Annotated in this window: 23 protein-coding genes; 9 read left to right on the forward strand and 14 right to left on the reverse strand. The window is 59.5% G+C overall.

From position 1 onward, the window contains the following. Positions 1-8: 8 nt before the first annotated feature. On the forward strand, positions 9-1,505 hold the full coding sequence (locus tag ACR0FB_RS15660; RefSeq protein ID WP_171634338.1) for a phosphomannomutase/phosphoglucomutase: 1,497 nt from the start codon (positions 9-11) through the stop codon (positions 1,503-1,505). Positions 1,506-1,552: 47 nt separating this feature from the next. Here the strand turns inward: ACR0FB_RS15660 and ACR0FB_RS15665 are convergent, their stop codons facing one another. Then, positions 1,553-3,562: an AsmA family protein gene (locus ACR0FB_RS15665; protein ID WP_480621214.1), complete on the reverse strand. Its 2,010-nt coding sequence runs from the start codon at positions 3,560-3,562 to the stop codon at positions 1,553-1,555. Between the two features lie 40 nt (positions 3,563-3,602). On the opposite strand from ACR0FB_RS15665, the gene rimO reads away from it, so the two are divergent. Both rimO and ACR0FB_RS15675 read left to right on the forward strand, forming a co-directional pair. Beyond that, on the forward strand, positions 3,603-4,991 hold the full coding sequence (gene rimO / locus ACR0FB_RS15670; RefSeq protein ID WP_171634341.1) for a 30S ribosomal protein S12 methylthiotransferase RimO: 1,389 nt from the start codon (positions 3,603-3,605) through the stop codon (positions 4,989-4,991). Positions 4,992-5,103: 112 nt separating this feature from the next. Continuing rightward, complete coding sequence (locus ACR0FB_RS15675; RefSeq protein ID WP_480621216.1) at positions 5,104-5,463, forward strand: hypothetical protein; 360 nt, start codon at positions 5,104-5,106, stop codon at positions 5,461-5,463. 136 nt (positions 5,464-5,599) lie between these two features. On the opposite strand, the gene ACR0FB_RS15680 is transcribed toward ACR0FB_RS15675, so the two are convergent. After that, positions 5,600-5,788 carry a hypothetical protein gene (locus tag ACR0FB_RS15680; RefSeq protein ID WP_050604769.1) on the reverse strand — a complete coding sequence of 63 codons (189 nt, stop codon included), beginning with the start codon at positions 5,786-5,788 and terminating at the stop codon, positions 5,600-5,602. A gap of 229 nt (positions 5,789-6,017) precedes the next feature. On the opposite strand from ACR0FB_RS15680, the gene ACR0FB_RS15685 reads away from it, so the two are divergent. Continuing rightward, a complete protein-coding gene (locus ACR0FB_RS15685) occupies positions 6,018-6,260 on the forward strand; it encodes a CDGSH iron-sulfur domain-containing protein (RefSeq protein WP_171634349.1) in 243 nt (80 codons plus the stop codon). Here ACR0FB_RS15685 and ACR0FB_RS15690 read toward each other — a convergent pair whose 3' ends face one another. The 5 genes from ACR0FB_RS15690 to ACR0FB_RS15710 all read right to left on the reverse strand — a co-directional run bounded on the left by ACR0FB_RS15690 (position 6,261) and on the right by ACR0FB_RS15710 (position 8,198). Continuing rightward, positions 6,261-6,521, reverse strand: a complete 261-nt coding sequence (locus tag ACR0FB_RS15690) for a DUF6455 family protein (RefSeq protein WP_171634351.1) — start codon at positions 6,519-6,521, stop codon at positions 6,261-6,263. Next, complete coding sequence (locus tag ACR0FB_RS15695) at positions 6,521-6,790, reverse strand: DUF6455 family protein (RefSeq protein ID WP_480621218.1); 270 nt, start codon at positions 6,788-6,790, stop codon at positions 6,521-6,523. Before ACR0FB_RS15695 ends, ACR0FB_RS15690 begins: the two co-directional genes overlap by 1 nt. Before the next feature lie 14 nt (positions 6,791-6,804). Next, positions 6,805-7,056 carry a DUF6455 family protein gene (locus ACR0FB_RS15700; RefSeq protein WP_171634356.1) on the reverse strand — a complete coding sequence of 84 codons (252 nt, stop codon included), beginning with the start codon at positions 7,054-7,056 and terminating at the stop codon, positions 6,805-6,807. A 69-nt stretch (positions 7,057-7,125) separates the two neighbouring features. Continuing rightward, entirely contained in the window at positions 7,126-7,494 is a 369-nt protein-coding gene (locus tag ACR0FB_RS15705) for a YigZ family protein (RefSeq protein ID WP_171206242.1), read from the reverse strand. Beyond that, a complete protein-coding gene (locus ACR0FB_RS15710) occupies positions 7,491-8,198 on the reverse strand; it encodes a M48 family metallopeptidase (protein ID WP_480621220.1) in 708 nt (235 codons plus the stop codon). The genes ACR0FB_RS15705 and ACR0FB_RS15710 overlap by 4 nt, the downstream gene beginning before the upstream one ends. Positions 8,199-8,318: 120 nt before the next feature. Between ACR0FB_RS15710 and ACR0FB_RS15715 the strand changes: the two genes are divergently transcribed. Then, entirely contained in the window at positions 8,319-8,567 is a 249-nt protein-coding gene (locus tag ACR0FB_RS15715) for a hypothetical protein (RefSeq protein ID WP_170346090.1), read from the forward strand. Here the strand turns inward: ACR0FB_RS15715 and ACR0FB_RS15720 are convergent. Next, a complete protein-coding gene (locus tag ACR0FB_RS15720) occupies positions 8,555-8,830 on the reverse strand; it encodes a DUF167 domain-containing protein (RefSeq protein WP_480492128.1) in 276 nt (91 codons plus the stop codon). The genes ACR0FB_RS15715 and ACR0FB_RS15720 overlap by 13 nt on opposite strands. A gap of 135 nt (positions 8,831-8,965) precedes the next feature. Between ACR0FB_RS15720 and ACR0FB_RS15725 the strand changes: the two genes are divergently transcribed. Both ACR0FB_RS15725 and ACR0FB_RS15730 read left to right on the forward strand, forming a co-directional pair. Further along, positions 8,966-9,544 carry a nitroreductase family protein gene (locus ACR0FB_RS15725; RefSeq protein WP_171722766.1) on the forward strand — a complete coding sequence of 193 codons (579 nt, stop codon included), beginning with the start codon at positions 8,966-8,968 and terminating at the stop codon, positions 9,542-9,544. Further along, positions 9,541-10,239: an EI24 domain-containing protein gene (locus ACR0FB_RS15730; RefSeq protein WP_171634371.1), complete on the forward strand. Its 699-nt coding sequence runs from the start codon at positions 9,541-9,543 to the stop codon at positions 10,237-10,239. Before ACR0FB_RS15725 ends, ACR0FB_RS15730 begins: the two co-directional genes overlap by 4 nt. Positions 10,240-10,245: 6 nt before the next feature. Here the strand turns inward: ACR0FB_RS15730 and ACR0FB_RS15735 are convergent, their stop codons facing one another. Together ACR0FB_RS15735 and mce are read right to left on the reverse strand one after the other, a co-directional pair. Beyond that, complete coding sequence (locus ACR0FB_RS15735) at positions 10,246-10,518, reverse strand: DUF1467 family protein (protein ID WP_117867937.1); 273 nt, start codon at positions 10,516-10,518, stop codon at positions 10,246-10,248. A gap of 24 nt (positions 10,519-10,542) precedes the next feature. Then, a complete protein-coding gene (mce, locus tag ACR0FB_RS15740; protein WP_170346086.1) occupies positions 10,543-10,947 on the reverse strand; it encodes a methylmalonyl-CoA epimerase in 405 nt (134 codons plus the stop codon). A 136-nt stretch (positions 10,948-11,083) separates the two neighbouring features. Here mce and ACR0FB_RS15745 point away from each other — a divergent pair, with 136 nt between their 5' ends. Next, entirely contained in the window at positions 11,084-11,803 is a 720-nt protein-coding gene (locus ACR0FB_RS15745) for a response regulator (protein ID WP_480621222.1), read from the forward strand. 172 nt (positions 11,804-11,975) lie between these two features. Here the strand turns inward: ACR0FB_RS15745 and aspS are convergent, their stop codons facing one another. The 4 genes from aspS to ACR0FB_RS15765 form a co-directional block, all read right to left on the reverse strand. After that, entirely contained in the window at positions 11,976-13,754 is a 1,779-nt protein-coding gene (aspS, locus tag ACR0FB_RS15750) for an aspartate--tRNA ligase (RefSeq protein ID WP_171722765.1), read from the reverse strand. A gap of 77 nt (positions 13,755-13,831) precedes the next feature. Continuing rightward, entirely contained in the window at positions 13,832-14,503 is a 672-nt protein-coding gene (locus tag ACR0FB_RS15755; RefSeq protein ID WP_480621224.1) for a CPBP family intramembrane glutamic endopeptidase, read from the reverse strand. Further along, positions 14,500-15,147 carry an aminotransferase class IV family protein gene (locus ACR0FB_RS15760; protein ID WP_171722764.1) on the reverse strand — a complete coding sequence of 216 codons (648 nt, stop codon included), beginning with the start codon at positions 15,145-15,147 and terminating at the stop codon, positions 14,500-14,502. Before ACR0FB_RS15760 ends, ACR0FB_RS15755 begins: the two co-directional genes overlap by 4 nt. Then, positions 15,102-16,229, reverse strand: a complete 1,128-nt coding sequence (locus tag ACR0FB_RS15765; protein WP_171634384.1) for an aminodeoxychorismate synthase component I — start codon at positions 16,227-16,229, stop codon at positions 15,102-15,104. The genes ACR0FB_RS15760 and ACR0FB_RS15765 overlap by 46 nt, the downstream gene beginning before the upstream one ends. 177 nt (positions 16,230-16,406) lie before the next feature. Here ACR0FB_RS15765 and carB point away from each other — a divergent pair, with 177 nt between their 5' ends. Then, entirely contained in the window at positions 16,407-19,751 is a 3,345-nt protein-coding gene (carB, locus tag ACR0FB_RS15770; RefSeq protein WP_480621227.1) for a carbamoyl-phosphate synthase large subunit, read from the forward strand. The last annotated feature ends 34 nt before the right edge of the window (positions 19,752-19,785 follow it).

Genomic DNA, 19,785 nt, shown 5'->3' on the forward strand with positions numbered 1-19,785 from the left:
GATTTCTTATGATCAAACCCCTCACCGAGGTAACACCCAACAGCTGGACCTTTCTGCGCGACGCGATGATCACGCCCACCGGGTTCCGTGAATACGATGCCCGTTGGAAATATCCTGAAGAGATCAACCTGCCCGGCATGACCGCGCTTGGGCTGGGACTTGGCACACAGATGCACAGGCGCGGGATAGAGCCTGTTATCGCGGTCGGAAACGACTATCGCGATTATTCACTGGCGATCAAAAATGCCCTGATGCTGGGCCTGATGCAGGCTGGTATCCGCGTCAAAGACATCGGCCCTGCGCTCAGCCCCATGGCCTATTTTGCGCAGTTCCATCTGGATGTGCCTGCGGTGGCCATGGTCACCGCCAGCCACAACCCGAACGGCTGGACCGGGGTCAAAATGGGTTTTGACCGCCCGCTGACCCATGGCCCGGATGAGATGTCGGAACTGCGTGACATCGTTCTGAACGGCGAGGGCGTCGCGCGCGAAGGCGGCTCGTACGAGTTCGTCGATGGCGTCAAACAGGCCTATATCGACGACCTGGTCGGGGATTTCAAAATGTCCCGTCCACTGAAAGTGGTCTGCGCGACCGGGAATGGTACGGCTTCGGCCTTTGCGCCCGAGATTTTCGAACGGATCGGGGTTGAGGTCGTGCCCAGCCATAACCGGCTGGACTATACCTTCCCCAACTACAACCCGAACCCGGAAGCCATGGAGATGCTGCACGACATGGCCGCCACGGTGAAATCCAGCGGTGCCGATCTGGCGTTGGGGTTTGACGGTGACGGAGACCGCTGCGGCGTCGTCGATGATGAGGGTGAGGAGATTTTTGCCGACAAGGTTGGCGTCATCATGGCCCGCGACCTGGCCAAGCTTCACCCCGGATCGACCTTTGTTGCGGATGTGAAATCCACCGGTCTGTTCGCCAGCGACCCCGAGTTGCAGGCCCTGGGCGTCAAAGCCGATTACTGGAAGACCGGCCACAGCCACATGAAGCGCCGCGTCAAGGAAATCGGGGCACTGGCAGGGTTCGAAAAATCAGGCCACTACTTTTTGGCCGAACCGATCGGGCGTGGATACGACTGCGGGATGCGTGTCGCAGTCGAAATCTGCAAACTGATGGACCGCAACCCGGGCAAGAGCATGTCGGACCTGCGCAAGGCCCTGCCCAAGACCTGGTCCACGCCCACGATGTCACCCCACGCCGCCGATACCCAGAAATATGATATCCTTCAGCGGCTGGTCGACAAGCTGGTCGCCAAGGGAGATGCGGGCGAAACACTCGCAGGCCGCGCAATCAAAGAAGTGGTTACGGTGAACGGCGCACGTGTGATTCTGGACAACGGCAGCTGGGGTCTGGTGCGGGCTTCGTCCAATACCCCCAATCTGGTCGTCGTCTGTGAAAGCAGCGAAAGCGAGGCTGAGATGCGCGCCATCTTCGCGGACATTGACGCCGTCATCCGAACCGAGCCCGGTGTCGGCGATTACGACCAAACCATCTGAAAACAACTGCTTGGGGCACATCCCGATGCCCCAAGCACGATGGTTGCTCAGTCGCCGCCGAATAATTTGAGCAGACCTTTTTTTGCCTCTTCTTCAAGCTTGTTCTTGATGGCGTCTTCGATCTGGTCACTGTCGGTGATCGTCGTATCCAATTCGTTTCCGACCTTTTCAAAAACCTTCTGTTTGGCGTCGTCTTCCAGTTCTTTGACCTTCACATCCGCCGCCGCCTCGATCACCTTGGTCAGGTCCGGCTTGATCGACGGGTCGCTCCAGGGGCCTTTGATGCGAACGGGAACCGATATCCCCTGCCCGGAATTGGCCCGCAGCGCCACGGGCGTGAACAGATAGTCGATGTTGCGAGCCCCCAGATCCACGGTGCCGGTGCCATCTGCGCGGAAATTCTTCAGTGACATGAGCAGATCGCTGTTCGTCAACACGCCCTGGTCGATGGTGAAACTGGCCGTCAGGCTGTTGAACACGGTGGTTCCGCCTGATCCGGTACCCTGCCCCATCAATCGGTCCAGATCGAGCCCGGAAATCACTCCGGGACCGACATCCAGGTTTCCCTTGCCGCTGAGGGACCGCATGATCTGATCCTCGGACTGGCCGACACCCAGAAACTCAAACGCTCCCGCAGCGGTTCCCGACAGGCGTTTGACCCCGGCCATCGTGGTCAGTGCCTGTTTCAGATCGATCCCGGTGGCGGTCACGTTGCCGCCCACAGACAGGCCGTTGCGGTTGTTGGCCACCACCTGACCGTGCAACTGACCCGCAAACAGCGTGGCCGGGTGCATTTCCAGAACGGCCCGCGACCGATCCAGCGACAGGGTCAGATCGCTTTTGCCGAACGTCATCCCGGGCACGGCGATCGAGTTCGCCGTCAGGCGGATCTTACCATTCGCTAGCGCCAGAGCGGATGCGTCAATAGGGGCCGTCGACCACCCCTCAGGTGCAGGAGCGTTTGCCTGAGACGTGCCGCCTGAGGCAGAAGCAGTTTCGGAAATCCGCGACAGATCCAGATCACCGGCTTCCAGACGGGCCACGATACGCGGCGGGTCCGAAATGGTTATATCCGCCTCACCCACGAACCGGTTGTCATCCAATTGCGCAACCATGTTCCGCATGGAAACCCGCCCATCCTGCGTATACGTCATATGCGCTGAAATGTCGGCAGTCTCGCCCAATCCGGGCGGTACGGATGTGCCAGCCTGACCGAAGGCGGCAAGCATCCCTTCAGTGTCACGCGTTACGACCTTGGTGGTTCCATCCATTTCACCCGCAAGATTGACGCGTCCGTCAAATCCGATCTCTCCGCCCGGGGCCGTCAAAGCCAATTCCAGATCAGTCACTGACCCGGCGGCAAATGCCGGCAAGTCCGGGATTTTCAGGTCAACCTGAACCGCACCTCCGGGCACTGGCATGGCGGCCTCCATCACCAACGGGGCCGCCACCTCGGGCCAGCTCGCAGATAGTGTCACGCCCGAGAAATCCATCTGCGTCGAACCGTTTTCCACGTAAATCAGCCGTGCATTTGTCAGCTGCAGCTGATCCAGCGTGACCTGCCCCGAATGCTCAGCGGGCGTCGTGCCCCCGGTCGCGACCGCAGTTGTCGCGGTTGTCTGGGCGCTCAATTCCCAATTGCCGCGACCATCGGATCGTTCCAGCCGCAACACGGGATTGTCTGCAAAAACACGTTTGATCCGCAAATCCCCGTTCAACAGCCCGGCAGCGTCTACCCCGACGGCCAGGCTATCCGCGCTGAGCATCGGCTCCGGTCCGGCCCAGCTTGCGTTGCCGAAACGTACCGGCCCGGTTTCCATCCCGACCACCGGCCAGAAGGAAATGCGCACATCACCGGTCAGCGTCAGATCACGGCCGGTCTGGGCTTTGACCTGCTCGGCCAGAATCGCGGCAAGCTTTTCCCCCGGCATCAGCAACAGCGCGCCGATGATCAACGCGATCACGGCGACAACGATAAACAGGATGCGCATCAGCCATTTCATTTTCTGCTCTCCGCCTTTTGGCTTGTCATTGCCGTGATCATTCAAATCACGCATCACATTTGCAAGGGGAAGCTTTCCCGACTATATGCCGCGCATGACGACAAACCCTCCGAACCTCCGCCCCGACCTGGCGCCTTCTGCCCGGATCACCGAGACACCCCAATCGAACCAGCCAACCATCGGCATGGTGTCTTTGGGCTGCCCGAAGGCGTTGGTCGACAGTGAACGCATTCTGACCCGACTACGTGCCGAAGGATACGGCATTTCGCCAGATTATGCCGGGGCCGATGCCGTCATTGTGAACACCTGCGGGTTCCTCGACAGCGCCAAAGCGGAATCGCTGGACGCGATTGGAGAGGCGCTGGTGGAAAACGGCAAGGTCATCGTGACCGGCTGTCTGGGGGCCGAGCCGGATTACATTCGCGAGCATCACCCTCGCATCATGGCTGTCACCGGCCCACACCAATACGAGCAGGTGCTGGATGCGGTGCACGCCGCCGTGCCCCCCGATCCTGATCCGTTCGTGGACCTGTTGCCCGCCAGCAGTGTGCAGTTGACGCCGCGCCACTACAGCTATCTGAAAATTTCCGAGGGCTGCAACCACAAGTGCAAGTTCTGCATCATCCCCGACATGCGCGGAAAACTGGCCAGCCGCCCGGCGCATGCGGTTCTGCGCGAGGCGGAAAAACTGGTGCAAAACGGCGTGCGCGAATTGCTGGTCATCAGCCAGGACACTTCGGCCTATGGGCTGGACCGGAAATACGACATCAACCCGTGGAAAGACGGTGAAGTGCGCAGCCATATCACCGATCTGGCGCGCGAGCTGGGGCAGCTCGATGCTTGGGTGCGGCTGCACTATGTGTACCCTTATCCGCATGTGCGGGACCTGATCCCACTGATGGCGGATGCCGGGTGCAACGTGCTGCCTTATCTGGATATCCCGTTTCAACACGCCCACCCGGATGTGCTAAAACGCATGGCCCGCCCGGCCGCGTCGGCCAGAACGTTGGATGAAATCAAGGCCTGGCGCGCGATCTGCCCGGATATCACCCTGCGGTCGACCTTTATCGTCGGCTATCCGGGTGAGACGGAGTCGGAATTCCAGACCCTGCTGGACTGGATGGACGAGGCTCAACTGGATCGGGTCGGGTGTTTTCAGTATGAAAACGTCGATGGCGCGCGGTCAAATGACCTGCCCGATCACGTTCCGGCCGAAATCAAGCAAGAACGCTGGGATCGCTTCATGGAAAAGGCACAGGCGATCTCGGAGGCCAAGTTGCGGGCGAAGGTCGGACAGACGCTTGAGGTGATCGTGGACGAGGTCGACGACGAGGCCGCCACCTGCCGCACCAAAGCAGACGCGCCCGAGATCGACGGTAACCTGTTCATCGATGAGGGGTTCGAAAACCTCAGGCCCGGTGACATCGTCACGGTCGAAGTGGACGAGGCCGGAGAATACGATTTGTGGGGCAAACCCGTCTAAGGTCTGACACCGCGTCGAGCACACGGCATATGGGCAAAGCGTGAACCGAGTTTATTGGCCGAACACGCGATCAGACCCGATCTTGGACTGAAAGCCAATCATGGAGGTTTTCATGTCTCGTATCTTCAAGCTTGGCCTGAATTGCGTGGTTTTCCTGATGGCCGCGCATTTCGTGGCCACTCCCGGTTACGCCCAGCCTACACAGGTCGGCTCTGCCGGATTCATAACGGTTGGCGGCAAACACCTGAGCTTTCACAAAAACGGGCGTCACAAGATAAACCGGTATTACGTGGCCCCAAAGGCCAGGTCACATGCCAAGCGGCCCAAGGCGCATATCAAAAAGCCGGCCCCGGTTTATCGATACACCGCCCCCAAACGGCGTGTCCTCGGGCATATGCCCTACGGGTCGGTCAAGCGACAGAAATTCAAGTCATTCAAGTTCAAGAATACCTACGGCCTCAAAAGGCACTAAACAGGGTTCACGCAACGCGAAGAACGCAACCTGTCCGATAGCCGAGAAATCGCAGGCAAGAAAAAACCGCCACAACTGGTGGCGGTTTTTCCCGAAAGCGTACAGGCGGTCCGGGTCCGGGCCGCCTGCGAATGGCTTACTGAGTGATTGGGTCACAGACCGTTTGGCCAGCCTCGGTTGTGGCCAATTGATAACCACCTGGACAGCTGGGTGTGCCGGCTTTGTCATAGCTGGGCTGAACGTAAACAGGTGTCGGTTCTTCCTGCTGCGCACAGGCAGTCAGGATCAGTGCAAATGCGCCAACGGCAGCGAGTTTCAGTTTCATGTCCGTCAATCCTTTATTACTTTTCTGATATTGCCCAGCTTTTCGGGGCCAGGTTAAGAATACGGGCTGAACGACAATCTGGCAACTGAATCGATCACGTCTTCGTGAGTCACAGCGAATCCATGCCAATCCAATGGCGCAATGACGTTCTTTGAGGCGTAAAACCTATCCTTCTGACTCCGGCGCCCTAAACTGTTGCAGCGAATTCATCCAAAGACGGAGAAGCCATATGTCAAACGCACCCATCATTGCCCGAAAATCGCCTTTTCCGGTCGAGGTCGTCGAAGGGAAAACCTATTTCTGGTGCGCCTGCGGCAAATCCAGCCGCCAGCCGTTTTGCGACGGATCGCACAAAGGCACCGGGTTAGAGCCTGTGAAATATACTGCGGAAAACAGCAAAAAGGTCTTCTTTTGTGGGTGCAAGCAAAGCTCGAAACCGCCTTTGTGCGACGGAACGCACAACGGGCTTTGATCAGGTTTTCAACCCATTCAGTATCTCGGCATTGGGGCAAAAATCCGGGGCAGTGGTCGCTGTGCCCTGTTGCCGGGCAAGCCAAAACTCGCATTGTACGTCACATCCGGCAGCACGGCACCGCGTGACAAGCTCGGCGTATTTTTCGGGTGAAAGACGTCCTTCGGCCATCGCTTCGGTCATTGAAATGCCCATACAGCGTGACACCGAGCGCGTAAGCCAAAAGTGCTTTTCGATTTCCCCCAACGTGACCTGAGACATCAAGCGTTCTCCACCTGCTTGGTTTTGAGGGCAATAAAGTACTTGCGATTCGGGCATGTCGTCGGTGCCTGTTCAACCTGCTCGCGCCGTTCCAACCATTCCGGGCAGTCTCTGGCCCAGGAACAGCCGCGACACTGCTGCACGATTTCAGCCCATTCTTGCTGTTTCAGATGACCTTTCCGATAGGCCGCAGCCAAATCGGTTCCGGTTGTTTGCCCCATACGCAACACCAAGCGCAGATGGGTCATGATTTCGCCCAGGTGTGTCATGGCAGACCTTTGTGTCAAGGCAGGAGATTGTGAAGCAATTCCTGATTTCGGCAGTATTCGGGCGTCCGCCGGGCAGATCCGGGATTGTTCAGCAAACTCTTGCAGTGATCCGGGTTCGGGCAGTCGGTACAGCGCAAAACAGCATCAGAAATCTGGTCCACGGAAACGGACCCGTCAATGGCGGCTTCCTCAAGATCAATGTCCAGCATTCTGGCCATATCGTCCACCAATCCGGCATGCAGCCGCAGGGTCTCGTGGGAGGGCATGCTGTTTCCTTTCGCTTTCACGCTGTGTCCAAAGGGTAGCGCATCTGCGAAGGCAAACATTGACTCAGGTCAAGATTGGACGCCGATGTGATCCAGATAGGCCCGCGTGGCATCCTGAACACGGCGAAAGCGGTCCCCGCCCAGTTTCTTGCCGCCATACCAGCGCGTCACGATTATTACGTGATTTTTCAGCCCGGCGCGTTCGATCATCCGAAGGATCACCATGCCCGCGCCGCTTTCCCCATCATCAGCTTTCAACGCGCCGGTCGGCAAAGCCGCAGCCCAGGTGTTGTGGGTGGCCTTGGCATAGCTCTTGTCGGATTTCAAATCGTTCAGAACGGCATCGATTTCAGCCCGCGTCGTGACCTGCGCCCCAGACACCGCGTATTTCGAGCCGCGATCCGTCATGACAACACCCAAGCATGTAAGTTCGGTCATTGGGACAAACCCAATTGCTCTGCTGTTTCCCGCACGATCTGCACACGTTGTGCATTTGGTGGGTGGGTTCCCAAAAACCTGTCACCAGGATCCGGGATGCGATCAAAGAATCTTGCCCCGACCAACGGATTGTATCCCGCATTATACGTAATGATGGTTCCCAACTGGTCTGCCTCCAGCTCAAAGTCTTTCACATAAGCCTGAACGCCAACCTGCGCGCCCAGCTTTTGTGCCTCTTCAATGGCGGCGGCATCCCCGCCGCGCAACTCTGCCACCCGCCCGAACTCGGCCGCGCTGGCGCTGGCGATTTCACTCTGCCTGGCGATGTGCCCCAACACGTGGTGGGCTGCTTCATGCCCCATGACAAACGCCAGTTCATCCGCGTTCTTGGTGGATTCGATCATCGAGCGGGTGAATATGATCACCGGCTGCTTGTTTTCATCCAGCGTCTGGAATGCATTGACCGAAGCCCGAGGGTTCAGGTCGACAAGAATCCGAAAGTCGCAATTCTGCCCGGTCGTCTGTTTCAGACACTGGCTGCGGGCTTCCGCTCCAACAGCGCGACTGACCTCTCGGAAGGTTTGCACCATCGGTTCGGCCTCTGGCTCGTCCCCCAGCCATTCCTCGGCGGGTTGGACGCGCAAGGCCCCCCCTCCACATGCCGCAAGCAGCAGGGACAGCAATAAAACAAACCATCTGTGCATGTCATATCCTTTGAGACCGAATGGCCGTGATTTCAACATAGTACGCCCGTGCCGGCGAAACCACACCACCGGTTAAACGAACGGCTTGCATTGCGCCCCAGCGGCTTGCACTCTGGCCTCATGTTTACGATTGAGCATGAATTCGACTCGACGGTCATTACGCTTGTGGACGAAGGTGAACAACCTTTGCAGGAAGATGTGGTGATCAACAATTTCGCGGAATGCGTCACGCTGGAACAACTTGATCCCCGAACCGATCAAATACAGAAGATCACGTTGTCACCCGAGCAGGTGCGGGATCTGGCGGCCGCGCTGGATCTGCCCGAAGGTGTTTATCAAATTCGCGAAACCGGACCTCAGGGGTCATAGGAAAACAGCTTGATCCGTGCGGCTGGCCCCTGCTTCAGCGTCAGGGTCGAGGGCGCGACGCCAAGACATTCTGCAAGCAGCAACTGCACGGCCCTGTTGGCCTTGCCGTTTTCCGGCGGGGCCGTAACGGATACCCTGATCTGCCCGTCTTCGACGCTCACCCGATCGCGGGCCGCCTTGGGCGTCACCTTCAGTTTGAACACGGCCCCGGCCTGCGCCATTGCGCTGAGATCCGGCAGATCGCGCAGTTTGGTTTTCGCCATTGTCTCCTCTTTTTTCTCAAAGTCTTGCACGAAGCACGTCGTAATGAAATTGATCCACGCAATCCATTGTCGTGCCCTTGAAACGGGCGGAATACCGACCAAGATACAGAGTCCCGATGTAAAGGAAGTTAACATATGTCCCTGAAAAACCCCGCCGCTCTGGAGTTTTTGCAGTCGCGCCGGTCCCGGCCGGCCAAGACACTGGTTGCTCCGGCCCCAACACGGGAAGAGTTGCTGCCGTTGCTGACGGCCGCAGCCCGCAGCCCCGATCACGGCAAACTGGAGCCCTGGCGATTTATCGTTCTGGAAAAGGGCGCCATGTCACGCCTGGCGACCCTGACCGAGGCCTGCGGACAAAGGCTGAACAAGAGCCCGGAAGACATCGCCAAAGCGCGCAGCCAGTTCGATATGGGGCATCTGGCCGTCGCGGTCATCGAGGTTCGCAAACAATCCGAAAAGATTCCGGCCATCGAACAATCCTACTCTGCTGGCGCGGTCTGTCTGGCGCTGCTGAATGCCGCGCTGGCTGCGGGCTGGGGCGCCAATTGGCTGTCGGGTTGGCAAACACATGATCGCGAATTCTGTGTCGATGCTTTCGGGCTTGCCGAAAACGAACGCGTGGCCGGTTTGATTCATATCGCCACCGAGGGAGCGACCCCGCCGGAACGCCCGCGGCCCAACGTGGCCGCGTTGACAGAGTGGGTTTCGGAATGATCATCCTGAACGCCTTTTTCAGCGCACTTGGCCAGACCGGAGACCCCAGGTTTCGCGCCGTATTGCTGCGCGGCGTGGGCCTGACCATTCTGCTGCTGGTTCTGGCCTGTGCAGGTGCGATTTGGTTGATCAACTGGCTGTCCGGCAGCGAAATCTCACTGCCGTTTGTGGGAGCTGTGCCGTGGCTGAACGACGTTCTGAACTATTCCGGTATCGTGCTCGTTCTGATCCTGCCCGTTTTCCTGATGGTGCCGGTCGCGTCGGCCATCACCTCGATCTTTCTGGACGAGGTGGCCCAGGCGGTTGAGGACAAACATTTTCCGACATTGCCGCCCGCACGGCGCATCCCGGTGTCAGAGGCGCTTATGGACGGTCTCAGCTTCCTTGGCCTTCTGATTGTGGCAAACCTGCTGGCGCTGATCCTCTATGCGATTTTCACCCCGCTTGCGCCTTTCATCTTCTGGGCGATGAACGGATTTTTGCTGGGGCGTGAATATTTTACCCTTGCCGCGATGCGAAGGATCGGGCGCGACGGCGCGCGCAAACTGCGGGCCAAACATTCAACGACGATCTGGGTGGCGGGCACACTGATGGCCATTCCGCTTTCAGTGCCGCTGGTGAACCTCGTGATCCCGATCATCGGGGCCGCCACGTTCACCCATATCTATCATGCCTTGTCAGGCCAAAAGGCCTGACGGGGATTACCTTGGCTCCAACTGGTTCAGCCAATCGAAATCCCGCACCGAGATCACGCCCGACAGGATGATCCCGGCGATGATCGCCCACAGAACCACAGAGATACCGGTGGTGATCCACATCTTTCTTTTCATGTGATGCACTTCCGGCGCGCCCGCATGCGTGCCGGGAACGATGTCGCCCAGATCGCCCTGGGTTTTGATGCGAATGGGCAGCACCACCAATAACGTCATGAACCAGATGACGGCGAACAACACCAGCGCGGCAGTAATGGTCATTTCAGGCCCTCCGGGGCTGGGGGGTTATACCTGCTCCAGCTCGACCAGGCAGCCGTTGAAATCCTTGGGGTGCAGAAACAGAACCGGTTTGCCATGCGCACCGATCTTGGGCTCACCTGATCCCAGAACCCGGGCTCCGGTCGCTTTCAGATGATCACGGGCCGCGATGATATCCTCGACCTCGTAACATACATGGTGGATGCCGCCGGCCGGGTTCTTTTCCAAGAACCCGTTGATCGGGCTGTCGTCACCCAGTGGATACAGAAGTTCGATCTTGGTGTTGGGCAGTTCGATGAACACGACCGTGACACCATGATCCGGCTCGTCCTGCGGCGCGCCGACTTTGGCGCCCAGCGCGTTGCGGTATTGCTCAGACGCCGCCTCAAGATCCGGTACGGCGATGGCGACGTGGTTCAGACGTCCAATCATGTCTCACTCCTGCTGTCCTGCGTTGCATGGGTTATGGGGGCTGATCCGCCAAAGGACAAGTGCGCCAAATCGCGCGTTAACGTCGTGTTAGCCAGAAGTTCCTAGCGTGAAGCATCTGCTGCATAGGAGAGCTGCCATGGACGATTCGGGCCTACTTGCCACCACCGCCGCCGCGCCTACCGCGACTCGACCCTTGCTGGGTCAGACCATATTGGTTGTCGAAGACAGCCGGTACGCTTGCGATGCCATCCGCCTGATGTGCCTGCACAGCGGCGCGCGCATTCGCCGTGCGGATTGCCTGAAATCGGCCCGAAGGCACCTACAGATCTATCGGCCTTCGGTTATCCTGGTCGATATGGGCCTGCCGGACGGTTCCGGCGCCGACCTGATCGCCGAATTGGCCGAGGCCACGCCCCGTATCAGTGTCATCATGGGCCTTTCGGGCGATGACGGCAGCGAAGACATGGCTCTTGCGGCCGGCGCGGATGGTTTTTTGTCCAAGCCGCTAAAATCAATGTCCCATTTTCAGAAATCCATTCTGGAACGCCTGCCAGAGGACCGGCGCCCCAGCGGGCTTCATGCCGTGCGCGATGAAATCATCCGCCCGGACCCTCTGGCCTATCAGGACGACATGGCCCATATCGCCGATGTGCTCGCAGGTCCCAACGATCACCGTACATTGGACTACGCCGCACAGTTCCTGCACGGCGTCGCGCGCGAAGCAAATGACAGGCCCTTGGCGGAAGCAGCGCGAAAGCTGGCATTGTCACGCGCGAATGGGACGCCGATCATGGCGCAGGCGGCGCAGGTTGCCGGGATGGTGCAGAACCGACTGGAACAGCAAGAGGCGATTTGAAATGGTGACAGCGTATTTCATCACTGCAACCCTTTTGTGCATCTGGCTGTACCGCCAAACACGGCAGGCCGCGCGTTCCATCCGCGTCAACCGAACCAATCTGAAAGACCCGCTGGACTGACACAGACTGCCTGCGTGCAAAAAAACCGCCCGCGACAAGCGGGCGGTTTTTTTACTGGTCCTGAGGGATAATGCGAAGACCCAGCTCCATCAACTGATCCGAGGTCGGGTCCGAAGGTGCGTCCATCATCAGATCTTCGGCTCGCTGGTTCATCGGGAACATCATGACTTCGCGGATATTGGCCTCATCTGCCAACAGCATCACGATCCGGTCGATACCAGCCGCGCATCCACCGTGTGGCGGGGCGCCGTAGTGGAAGGCATTGAACAGGGCACCAAAGCGGGATTTCACTTCATCCTCGCCATAGCCCGCCAGTTCAAAGGCCTTCAGCATGATTTCCGGCTTGTGGTTCCGGATCGCGCCTGAAACCAGCTCGTACCCGTTGCACGCCAGATCATACTGGTAGCCGCGCACATCCAGCGGGTTGCCCTGCAACGCCTCCATACCGCCCTGCGGCATCGAAAACGGGTTGTGTTCGAAATCGATCGCGCCGGTTTCCTCGTCTTGCTCATAGATCGGGAAATCGACGATCCAGGCAAAGGCAAAACGGTCTTTTTCGGTCAGGTTCAATTCCTCACCGATCACGTCACGCGCCTTGCCGGCAACCTTTTCAAAGGCTTTTGGCTTGCCGCCCAGGAAAAACGCCGCATCGCCAACGCCCAGACCCAGTTGCTGACGGATTGCCTCGGTGCGCTCGGGGCCGATGTTCTTGGCCAGCGGTCCCGCAGCCTCCATCCCCTGACCCTGATCGCGCCAGAAGATATAGCCCATGCCCGGCAGACCCTCTTTCTGGGCAAAGGCGTTCATGCGATCGCAGAACTTGCGGCTGCCGCCGCCCGGCGCGGGGATCGCGCGGATCTCGGTGCCTTCCTGTTCAAGCAGCTTGGCAAAGATCGCGAAACCGGAACCGCGGAAGTGGTCGGATACAACCTGCATCTTGATGGGGTTCCGCAGGTCCGGCTTGTCGGTGCCGTACCACAGCGCCGCGTCCTTGTACGAGATCTGCGGCCAGTGCTGATCGACCTTGCGGCCACCGCCAAACTCTTCGAACACGCCGGTCAGAACGGGCTGGATCGTGTCGAACACGTCCTGCTGTTCAACAAAGGACATCTCGAGGTCGAGCTGATAGAAATCGGTGGGCGAGCGGTCGGCGCGCGGGTCTTCGTCACGGAAGCATGGTGCGATCTGGAAGTATTTGTCGAAGCCCGACACCATGATCAGCTGTTTGAACTGCTGAGGTGCCTGTGGCAGCGCGTAGAATTTGCCCGGGTGCAGACGCGACGGCACCAGGAAGTCACGCGCGCCTTCGGGCGACGAGGCGGTGATGATCGGCGTCTGATACTCGCGGAAGCCCTGATCCCACATACGCTTGCGCATTGAGGCTACCACGTCCGAGCGCAGGGTCATGTTCCGCTGCATCGCCTCGCGGCGCAGGTCCAGATAGCGATAGCGCAGACGCGTTTCCTCGGGGTATTCCTGATCGCCGAAGACCATCAGCGGCAATTCGTCGGCGGCCCCCAGAACTTCCAGTTCGCGCACGTAAACCTCGATCTCGCCGGTGGGCAGTTTCGGGTTCACCAAGTCCGGGTCACGGGCTTTGACGGTGCCGTCGATACGGATGCACCATTCGGACCGCACCTTTTCCAGCTCGGCAAAGGCGGCGCTGTCGCCGTCGCACAGGATCTGGGTTACGCCGAAATGGTCGCGAAGATCGATGAACAGCACGCCCCCATGATCTCGAACCCGATGCACCCAACCGGACAGGCGAACGGTTTCTCCGACATTGGCGGCGGTCAAGGCGGCGCAGGTGTGGCTGCGATAGGCGTGCATGGAATATCCCTTCGGGCGCAGAATTCGTCGCGCCGATACACCCTGTCAGCCCCGGAAAGTCAAGGCGGGTTGCCCCTTCAAAACGGCCTTTGCACATTGCCCGAGTAGAAATATACGCCCAGCCCCACCGCAAAAATGATATTGCCCGCAATCGCGTGCAACAACACCGCATAGAAGAATGACCCACGCTGCCGGTAGGCCCATGTGAACAGCAGGCCGCCGGCGAATGTCATCAGCGCGACGATCCAGCTCCAGTACATCAGGTGCGCGAACGAGAATATGGCCGCGTTCAGCAGATAGGCCGCACGCCCATCCGGTAGGATCGCGTGATAGCGGCGAAAAAACAGAGGACGGAACAGCAGCTCTTGCGGCAGCGCTGACAAAAGTGGGTAGCCGACCCAGATGAAGGCCAGCATTTCGGGGCGGTGCACAAGCAGGAAGAACGCGGCCTCCGGGCGCGTGATCTGAATCAACCCAACACAAAAGGCAGCCACGATGGCAGAGAACAAAGCCACCTCGCGCAGGGTCCAGTTGGCCCAGTCATAACGAAGTTCGGCCCATTGAAACCCGGGCGTCCGGTGCAATAGCACGATACCAAGCCCGGTCAGCGCAAACAGCGCCGGAAACATCCAGTTCGGAGGGAAAAGAACAGCGATCAGCAGCGGCAAGCCAATATAGAACAGGCCAAATTCCAGCCGCAGCTGTCGCAATGCAACCGGCGGTCCGATCATCATGCTGTTTTTTGTCACCCGTCTATCAGCTCCACCTCGATCAGTCCGCGCAGTGAATTTCCGATCCGCACAGTTTGCGCATTTTTCAGGTCGGTCAAGGTCAGCACAGCTTCGGTGACCGCTTTATTTTCCAACAGTTCTTCGCGCAGTATCCCCGGCAAGAGCCCACAGGACAGAGCGGGCGTCAGAACCCGGCCATCAGGCATTTCCAGAAACAGGTTCGTAATGGTGCCTTCACAAAGCTCATCCAGTTCATTCAGAAACAACAGTTCGTCCACCCCCTCGGGCAGCGCTGCGCGCGCGGCATCATAGAGCGCACGGCGCGTGGTCTTGTGACGCAACCACAGGTCATTCGAAGCCAGACGCTGATCCGACAGAGCGACGCGCCAGATTCTGGGATTGTCCACCAGTTCGCCGGTCGACAGATCGAACGATCCCGACACATCCAGCGTAAGGCGGCAACGCAGCGGGGTGTCACAAGCAGCGCCATTCAGTCGGGCGGTTGCTTCATCGGGGTTGAAAGGAATCTCGAACACCCGCGCAGTACGGGCCATTCGTGCAAGATGGCGGTCCAGCCTGACAAAGCCCTGATCTGGGCGGAAGGCCAGTGTTTCAATCAGGCTGAAATCAGGTTCAGCTGGCGGGCGAAGCGGGCTTTCCATAACGCCTCCTCATACTCTGACGGGGCGGTGCTGTCCCAAACGACACCGCCACCTACGTTCAGAGTGGCCTGATCATCCTCAAGCATCAAGGTGCGGATGGCCACGTTGAACTCGGACCGACCATCAGGCGCGGCCCAGCCAATCGTCCCGCAATAGATGTCGCGCGCCCATGGCTCCAGTTCCGCAAGAATTTCCATCGCGCGAATCTTGGGGGCTCCGGTGATCGACCCGCAGGGAAACAGGGCGGTCAGTATTTCACCCAACCCCACGCATTTGTGCAGCTGCGCCCGCACCAGCGAGACCATCTGATGTACGGTGGCATAGGTTTCCACCCGGAACAGGTCAGGCACATGAACGGATCCGGGCAGCGCGACGCGGCTGATATCGTTGCGCAGCAAATCAACAATCATCAGGTTCTCGGCCCGATTCTTTTCGTCCGCGCTCAGAAAAGCTCGGCGGCGCGCATCCTCATCCGGGTCTTCACTGCGCGGTTGCGTGCCCTTCATCGGCCGGGTTTCGATCCGCCCACCCTCATCGGTGCGGAAAAACAACTCCGGCGAGCGGCTGAGCAGATCGGGCAGCCCATCCTGCTGCACCAGTGCTCCGTGGCCCACTGGCTGCCCCACCGCCAGCGCGGCATAGAGCGTTTCGCTGTTGCCCGAGACGGACAGATCAATCGGAAATGTCAGATTGGCCTGATAGATGTCGCCGGCACCGATGGCGTCATGCACGGCCCTGAAGGCCTTGCCGTAGCGCGCTTCATCCCAGCGCGGCCGGAATGCGCCCACTTCACCCGCAGGCGACGGAAGGGCGACACGATCCGGTGCATCATAGACTCCAAAGCACAACAAAGGCAGGCGTCGTTCTTCCGGCAATAGACCATTGAGCCGGGGTTCAAGCGCATAGCCCAGCTCGTAACTGGCATACCCTGCCAGCCAGGCACCGCCTGCGCGCGCCTCGTCCAGCGCCGCCAGAGCCTGGGGCACGTCCTCCGCCACATCCGCGCGGATCACCTGAGACGGACGCTGAAACCGGGTTCCTCGCCCGGCCGGTCCCTGATCGAAACGAATACGCACTTGCATCCTCATTTGCCGTGAGGGGCCATATAGAGAATACTCTGCCAAGTGAAAGAGGGGAAAGCGGCAATTTCGTCCCTGTTTCCGATACCTCTTGCACCTTTTTGCGCGGTCCCTATAACGCAGGACAATTTGGGCGCTGGGGCGGTGCCCTGACTCGCGGACAATCGAAGGAACAAGGCCATGCCGAGAAGAACCGACATCCAGTCGATCATGATCATTGGGGCGGGCCCCATTGTTATCGGTCAGGCCTGTGAATTCGACTATTCCGGTGCTCAGGCCTGCAAGGCCCTGCGCGAGGAAGGATACCGGGTCATTCTGGTGAACTCGAACCCGGCGACGATCATGACCGACCCCGGTCTGGCCGACGCCACCTATATCGAGCCGATTACACCCGAAGTGGTCGCCAAGATCATCGAGAAAGAACGCCCTGACGCCCTGTTGCCCACCATGGGCGGACAGACCGGCCTGAACACCTCGCTGGCACTGGAAGAAATGGGCGTGCTGGACAAGTTCGGCGTCGAGATGATCGGCGCCAAGCGCGATGCCATCGAAATGGCCGAAGACCGCGCCCTGTTCCGCGAGGCGATGGACCGGCTGGGCATCGAAAACCCCAAGGCCGAGATTGTGACCGCCCCCAAGGACGAGAGCGGCAAGAAAGACCTGGACGTTGGCGTGGCGCTGGCGCTTGAAACCCTTGAAACCGTGGGGCTTCCTGCCATCATCCGCCCGGCCTTTACACTGGGCGGCACCGGTGGCGGCGTGGCGTATAACCGTGAGGATTACATCCATATTTGCCGCTCGGGTATGGATGCCTCGCCCGTGGGTCAAATCCTGATCGACGAAAGCCTTCTGGGCTGGAAAGAATACGAAATGGAGGTGGTGCGCGACACTGCCGACAACGCCATCATCGTGTGTTCCATCGAAAACGTCGATCCGATGGGCGTGCATACGGGTGACTCGATCACCGTGGCCCCTGCCCTGACGCTCACTGACAAAGAATACCAGATCATGCGCAATCACTCGATTGCCGTGCTGCGCGAAATCGGTGTCGAAACCGGCGGCTCAAACGTGCAATGGGCGATCAACCCGGTCGATGGTCGCATGGTCGTGATCGAGATGAACCCGCGCGTGTCGCGCTCGTCGGCGCTGGCGTCGAAGGCGACCGGTTTCCCGATTGCCAAGATCGCCGCAAAACTGGCCGTGGGCTATACGCTGGACGAGCTGGACAACGACATCACCAAAGTCACCCCCGCCTCGTTCGAGCCGACAATCGACTATGTCGTGACAAAAATTCCGAAATTCGCGTTTGAGAAATTCCCCGGTTCCGAACCCTATCTGACCACCGCGATGAAGTCGGTGGGCGAGGCGATGTCGATTGGCCGTACGATCCACGAATCGATGCAGAAGGCACTGGCCTCGATGGAATCGGGCCTGACCGGCTTTGATGAGGTCGAAATCCCCGGCCTGAACGTAGGCCTCTGGGACGAGGCCGACGACAAGGCCGCCGTGATCAAGGCGATCAGCCAGCAGACACCCGACCGCCTGCGCACCATTGCACAAGCGATGCGCCATGGCCTGAGCGATGACGAGATTTTCGGCGTCACCAAGTTCGACCCCTGGTTCCTGGCTCGCATCCGCGAGATCGTCGAGGCCGAGCGTCAGCTCCGCAAGGACGGTCTGCCCGTCACCGAGGATGGTATCCGCAAGCTGAAAATGCTGGGATTCACCGATGCGCGTCTGGGCAAGCTGACGGGCCGTGACGAAGACAACGTCCGCCGCGCGCGCCGCAATCTGGGCGTTTCAGCGGTGTTCAAACGCATCGACACCTGCGCCGCCGAGTTCGAGGCGCAGACACCTTACATGTACTCAACCTACGAAGCGCCCATGATGGGCGAGGTCGAATGCGAGGCGCGCCCGAGCGACCGCAAAAAGGTCGTCATTCTTGGCGGCGGCCCAAACCGCATTGGTCAGGGCATCGAGTTCGACTATTGCTGCTGCCACGCCTGCTTCGCGCTGACCGAAGCGGGGTATGAAACCATCATGATCAACTGCAACCCCGAGACGGTTTCGACCGATTATGACACTTCGGATCGCTTGTATTTCGAGCCGCTGACCTTTGAACACGTCATGGAAATCCTGACGAAGGAACAGGAAAACGGCACGCTGCACGGCGTCATTGTTCAGTTCGGTGGACAGACACCGCTGAAACTGGCCAACGCGCTCGAGGCCGAGGGCATCCCGATCCTGGGCACCACGCCTGACGCGATTGACCTGGCCGAAGACCGCGAGCGTTTTCAGGCGCTGGTCAATGAACTGGGGCTGAAACAGCCCAAGAACGGCATCGCCTCGACCGACGCGCAGGCGCTGGAAATCGCCGAAGAAATCGGTTTTCCGCTGGTGATCCGCCCGTCCTACGTTCTGGGCGGCCGCGCGATGGAGATCGTTCGCGACATGGACCAGCTGCGACGCTACATCAACGAGGCCGTGGTGGTCTCGGGCGACAGCCCCGTTCTGCTGGACAGCTATCTGGCTGGCGCGGTCGAGCTGGACGTGGACGCGCTGTGCGACGGCACCGATGTGCACGTGGCAGGCATCATGCAGCATATCGAAGAGGCCGGCGTGCACTCGGGCGATAGCGCCTGTTCGCTGCCGCCCTATTCGCTGTCGAAAGAGATCATCGCGCAGATCAAGGATCAGGCGTTCAAGCTGGCCAAGGCGCTGAACGTTGTCGGCCTGATGAATGTTCAGTTCGCGATCAAGGATGACGAGATCTACCTGATCGAGGTCAACCCGCGCGCCTCGCGCACCGTGCCGTTCGTGGCAAAGGCCACCGACAGCGCGATTGCGTCCATCGCCGCGCGCGTCATGGCAGGCGAAAAGCTGGCGAGCTTCCCGCAGCGTCCGCCATACAAGACCGTGGACGACACAAAGATCGCGGATCAGATGACGCTGGCCGACCCGGACATGCCATGGTTCTCGGTGAAAGAGGCGGTCCTGCCCTTCGCCCGTTTCCCGGGCGTCGATACCATCCTTGGCCCGGAAATGCGCTCGACCGGCGAGGTCATGGGCTGGGACCGCGATTTCCCGCGCGCCTTCCTCAAGGCGCAGATGGGCGCGGGCATGGTGCTGCCGACTTCGGGCCGGGCCTTTATTTCGATCAAGGATGCCGACAAGGGCGCGGCGATGCTCGAGGCCGCACAGGTTCTGGTCGAACAAGGCTTCACGCTGGTCGCCACCCGCGGCACGCAAAGCTGGCTGGCGGAACAGGGTGTGCCATGCGACGTGGTAAACAAGGTCTATGAGGGCCGCCCGGACGTGGTCGACATGCTGAAAGACGGTCAGGTTCAACTGCTGATGAACACCACCGAAGGCGCGCAGGCGGTCGAGGACAGCAAGGCCATCCGGTCCATCGCGCTTTATGACAAGATCCCGTATTACACTACGGCCGCTGCAAGCCATGCTGCCGCTCTGGCGATCAAGGCGCAGGCCGAAGGGGATGTCGAGGTGAAGTCGCTACAGGGATAAGCGCCGTGGCTATCAGCGTTAAGAAGCTCTGGAT

The organism is Ruegeria sp. P10, assembly GCF_056534925.1.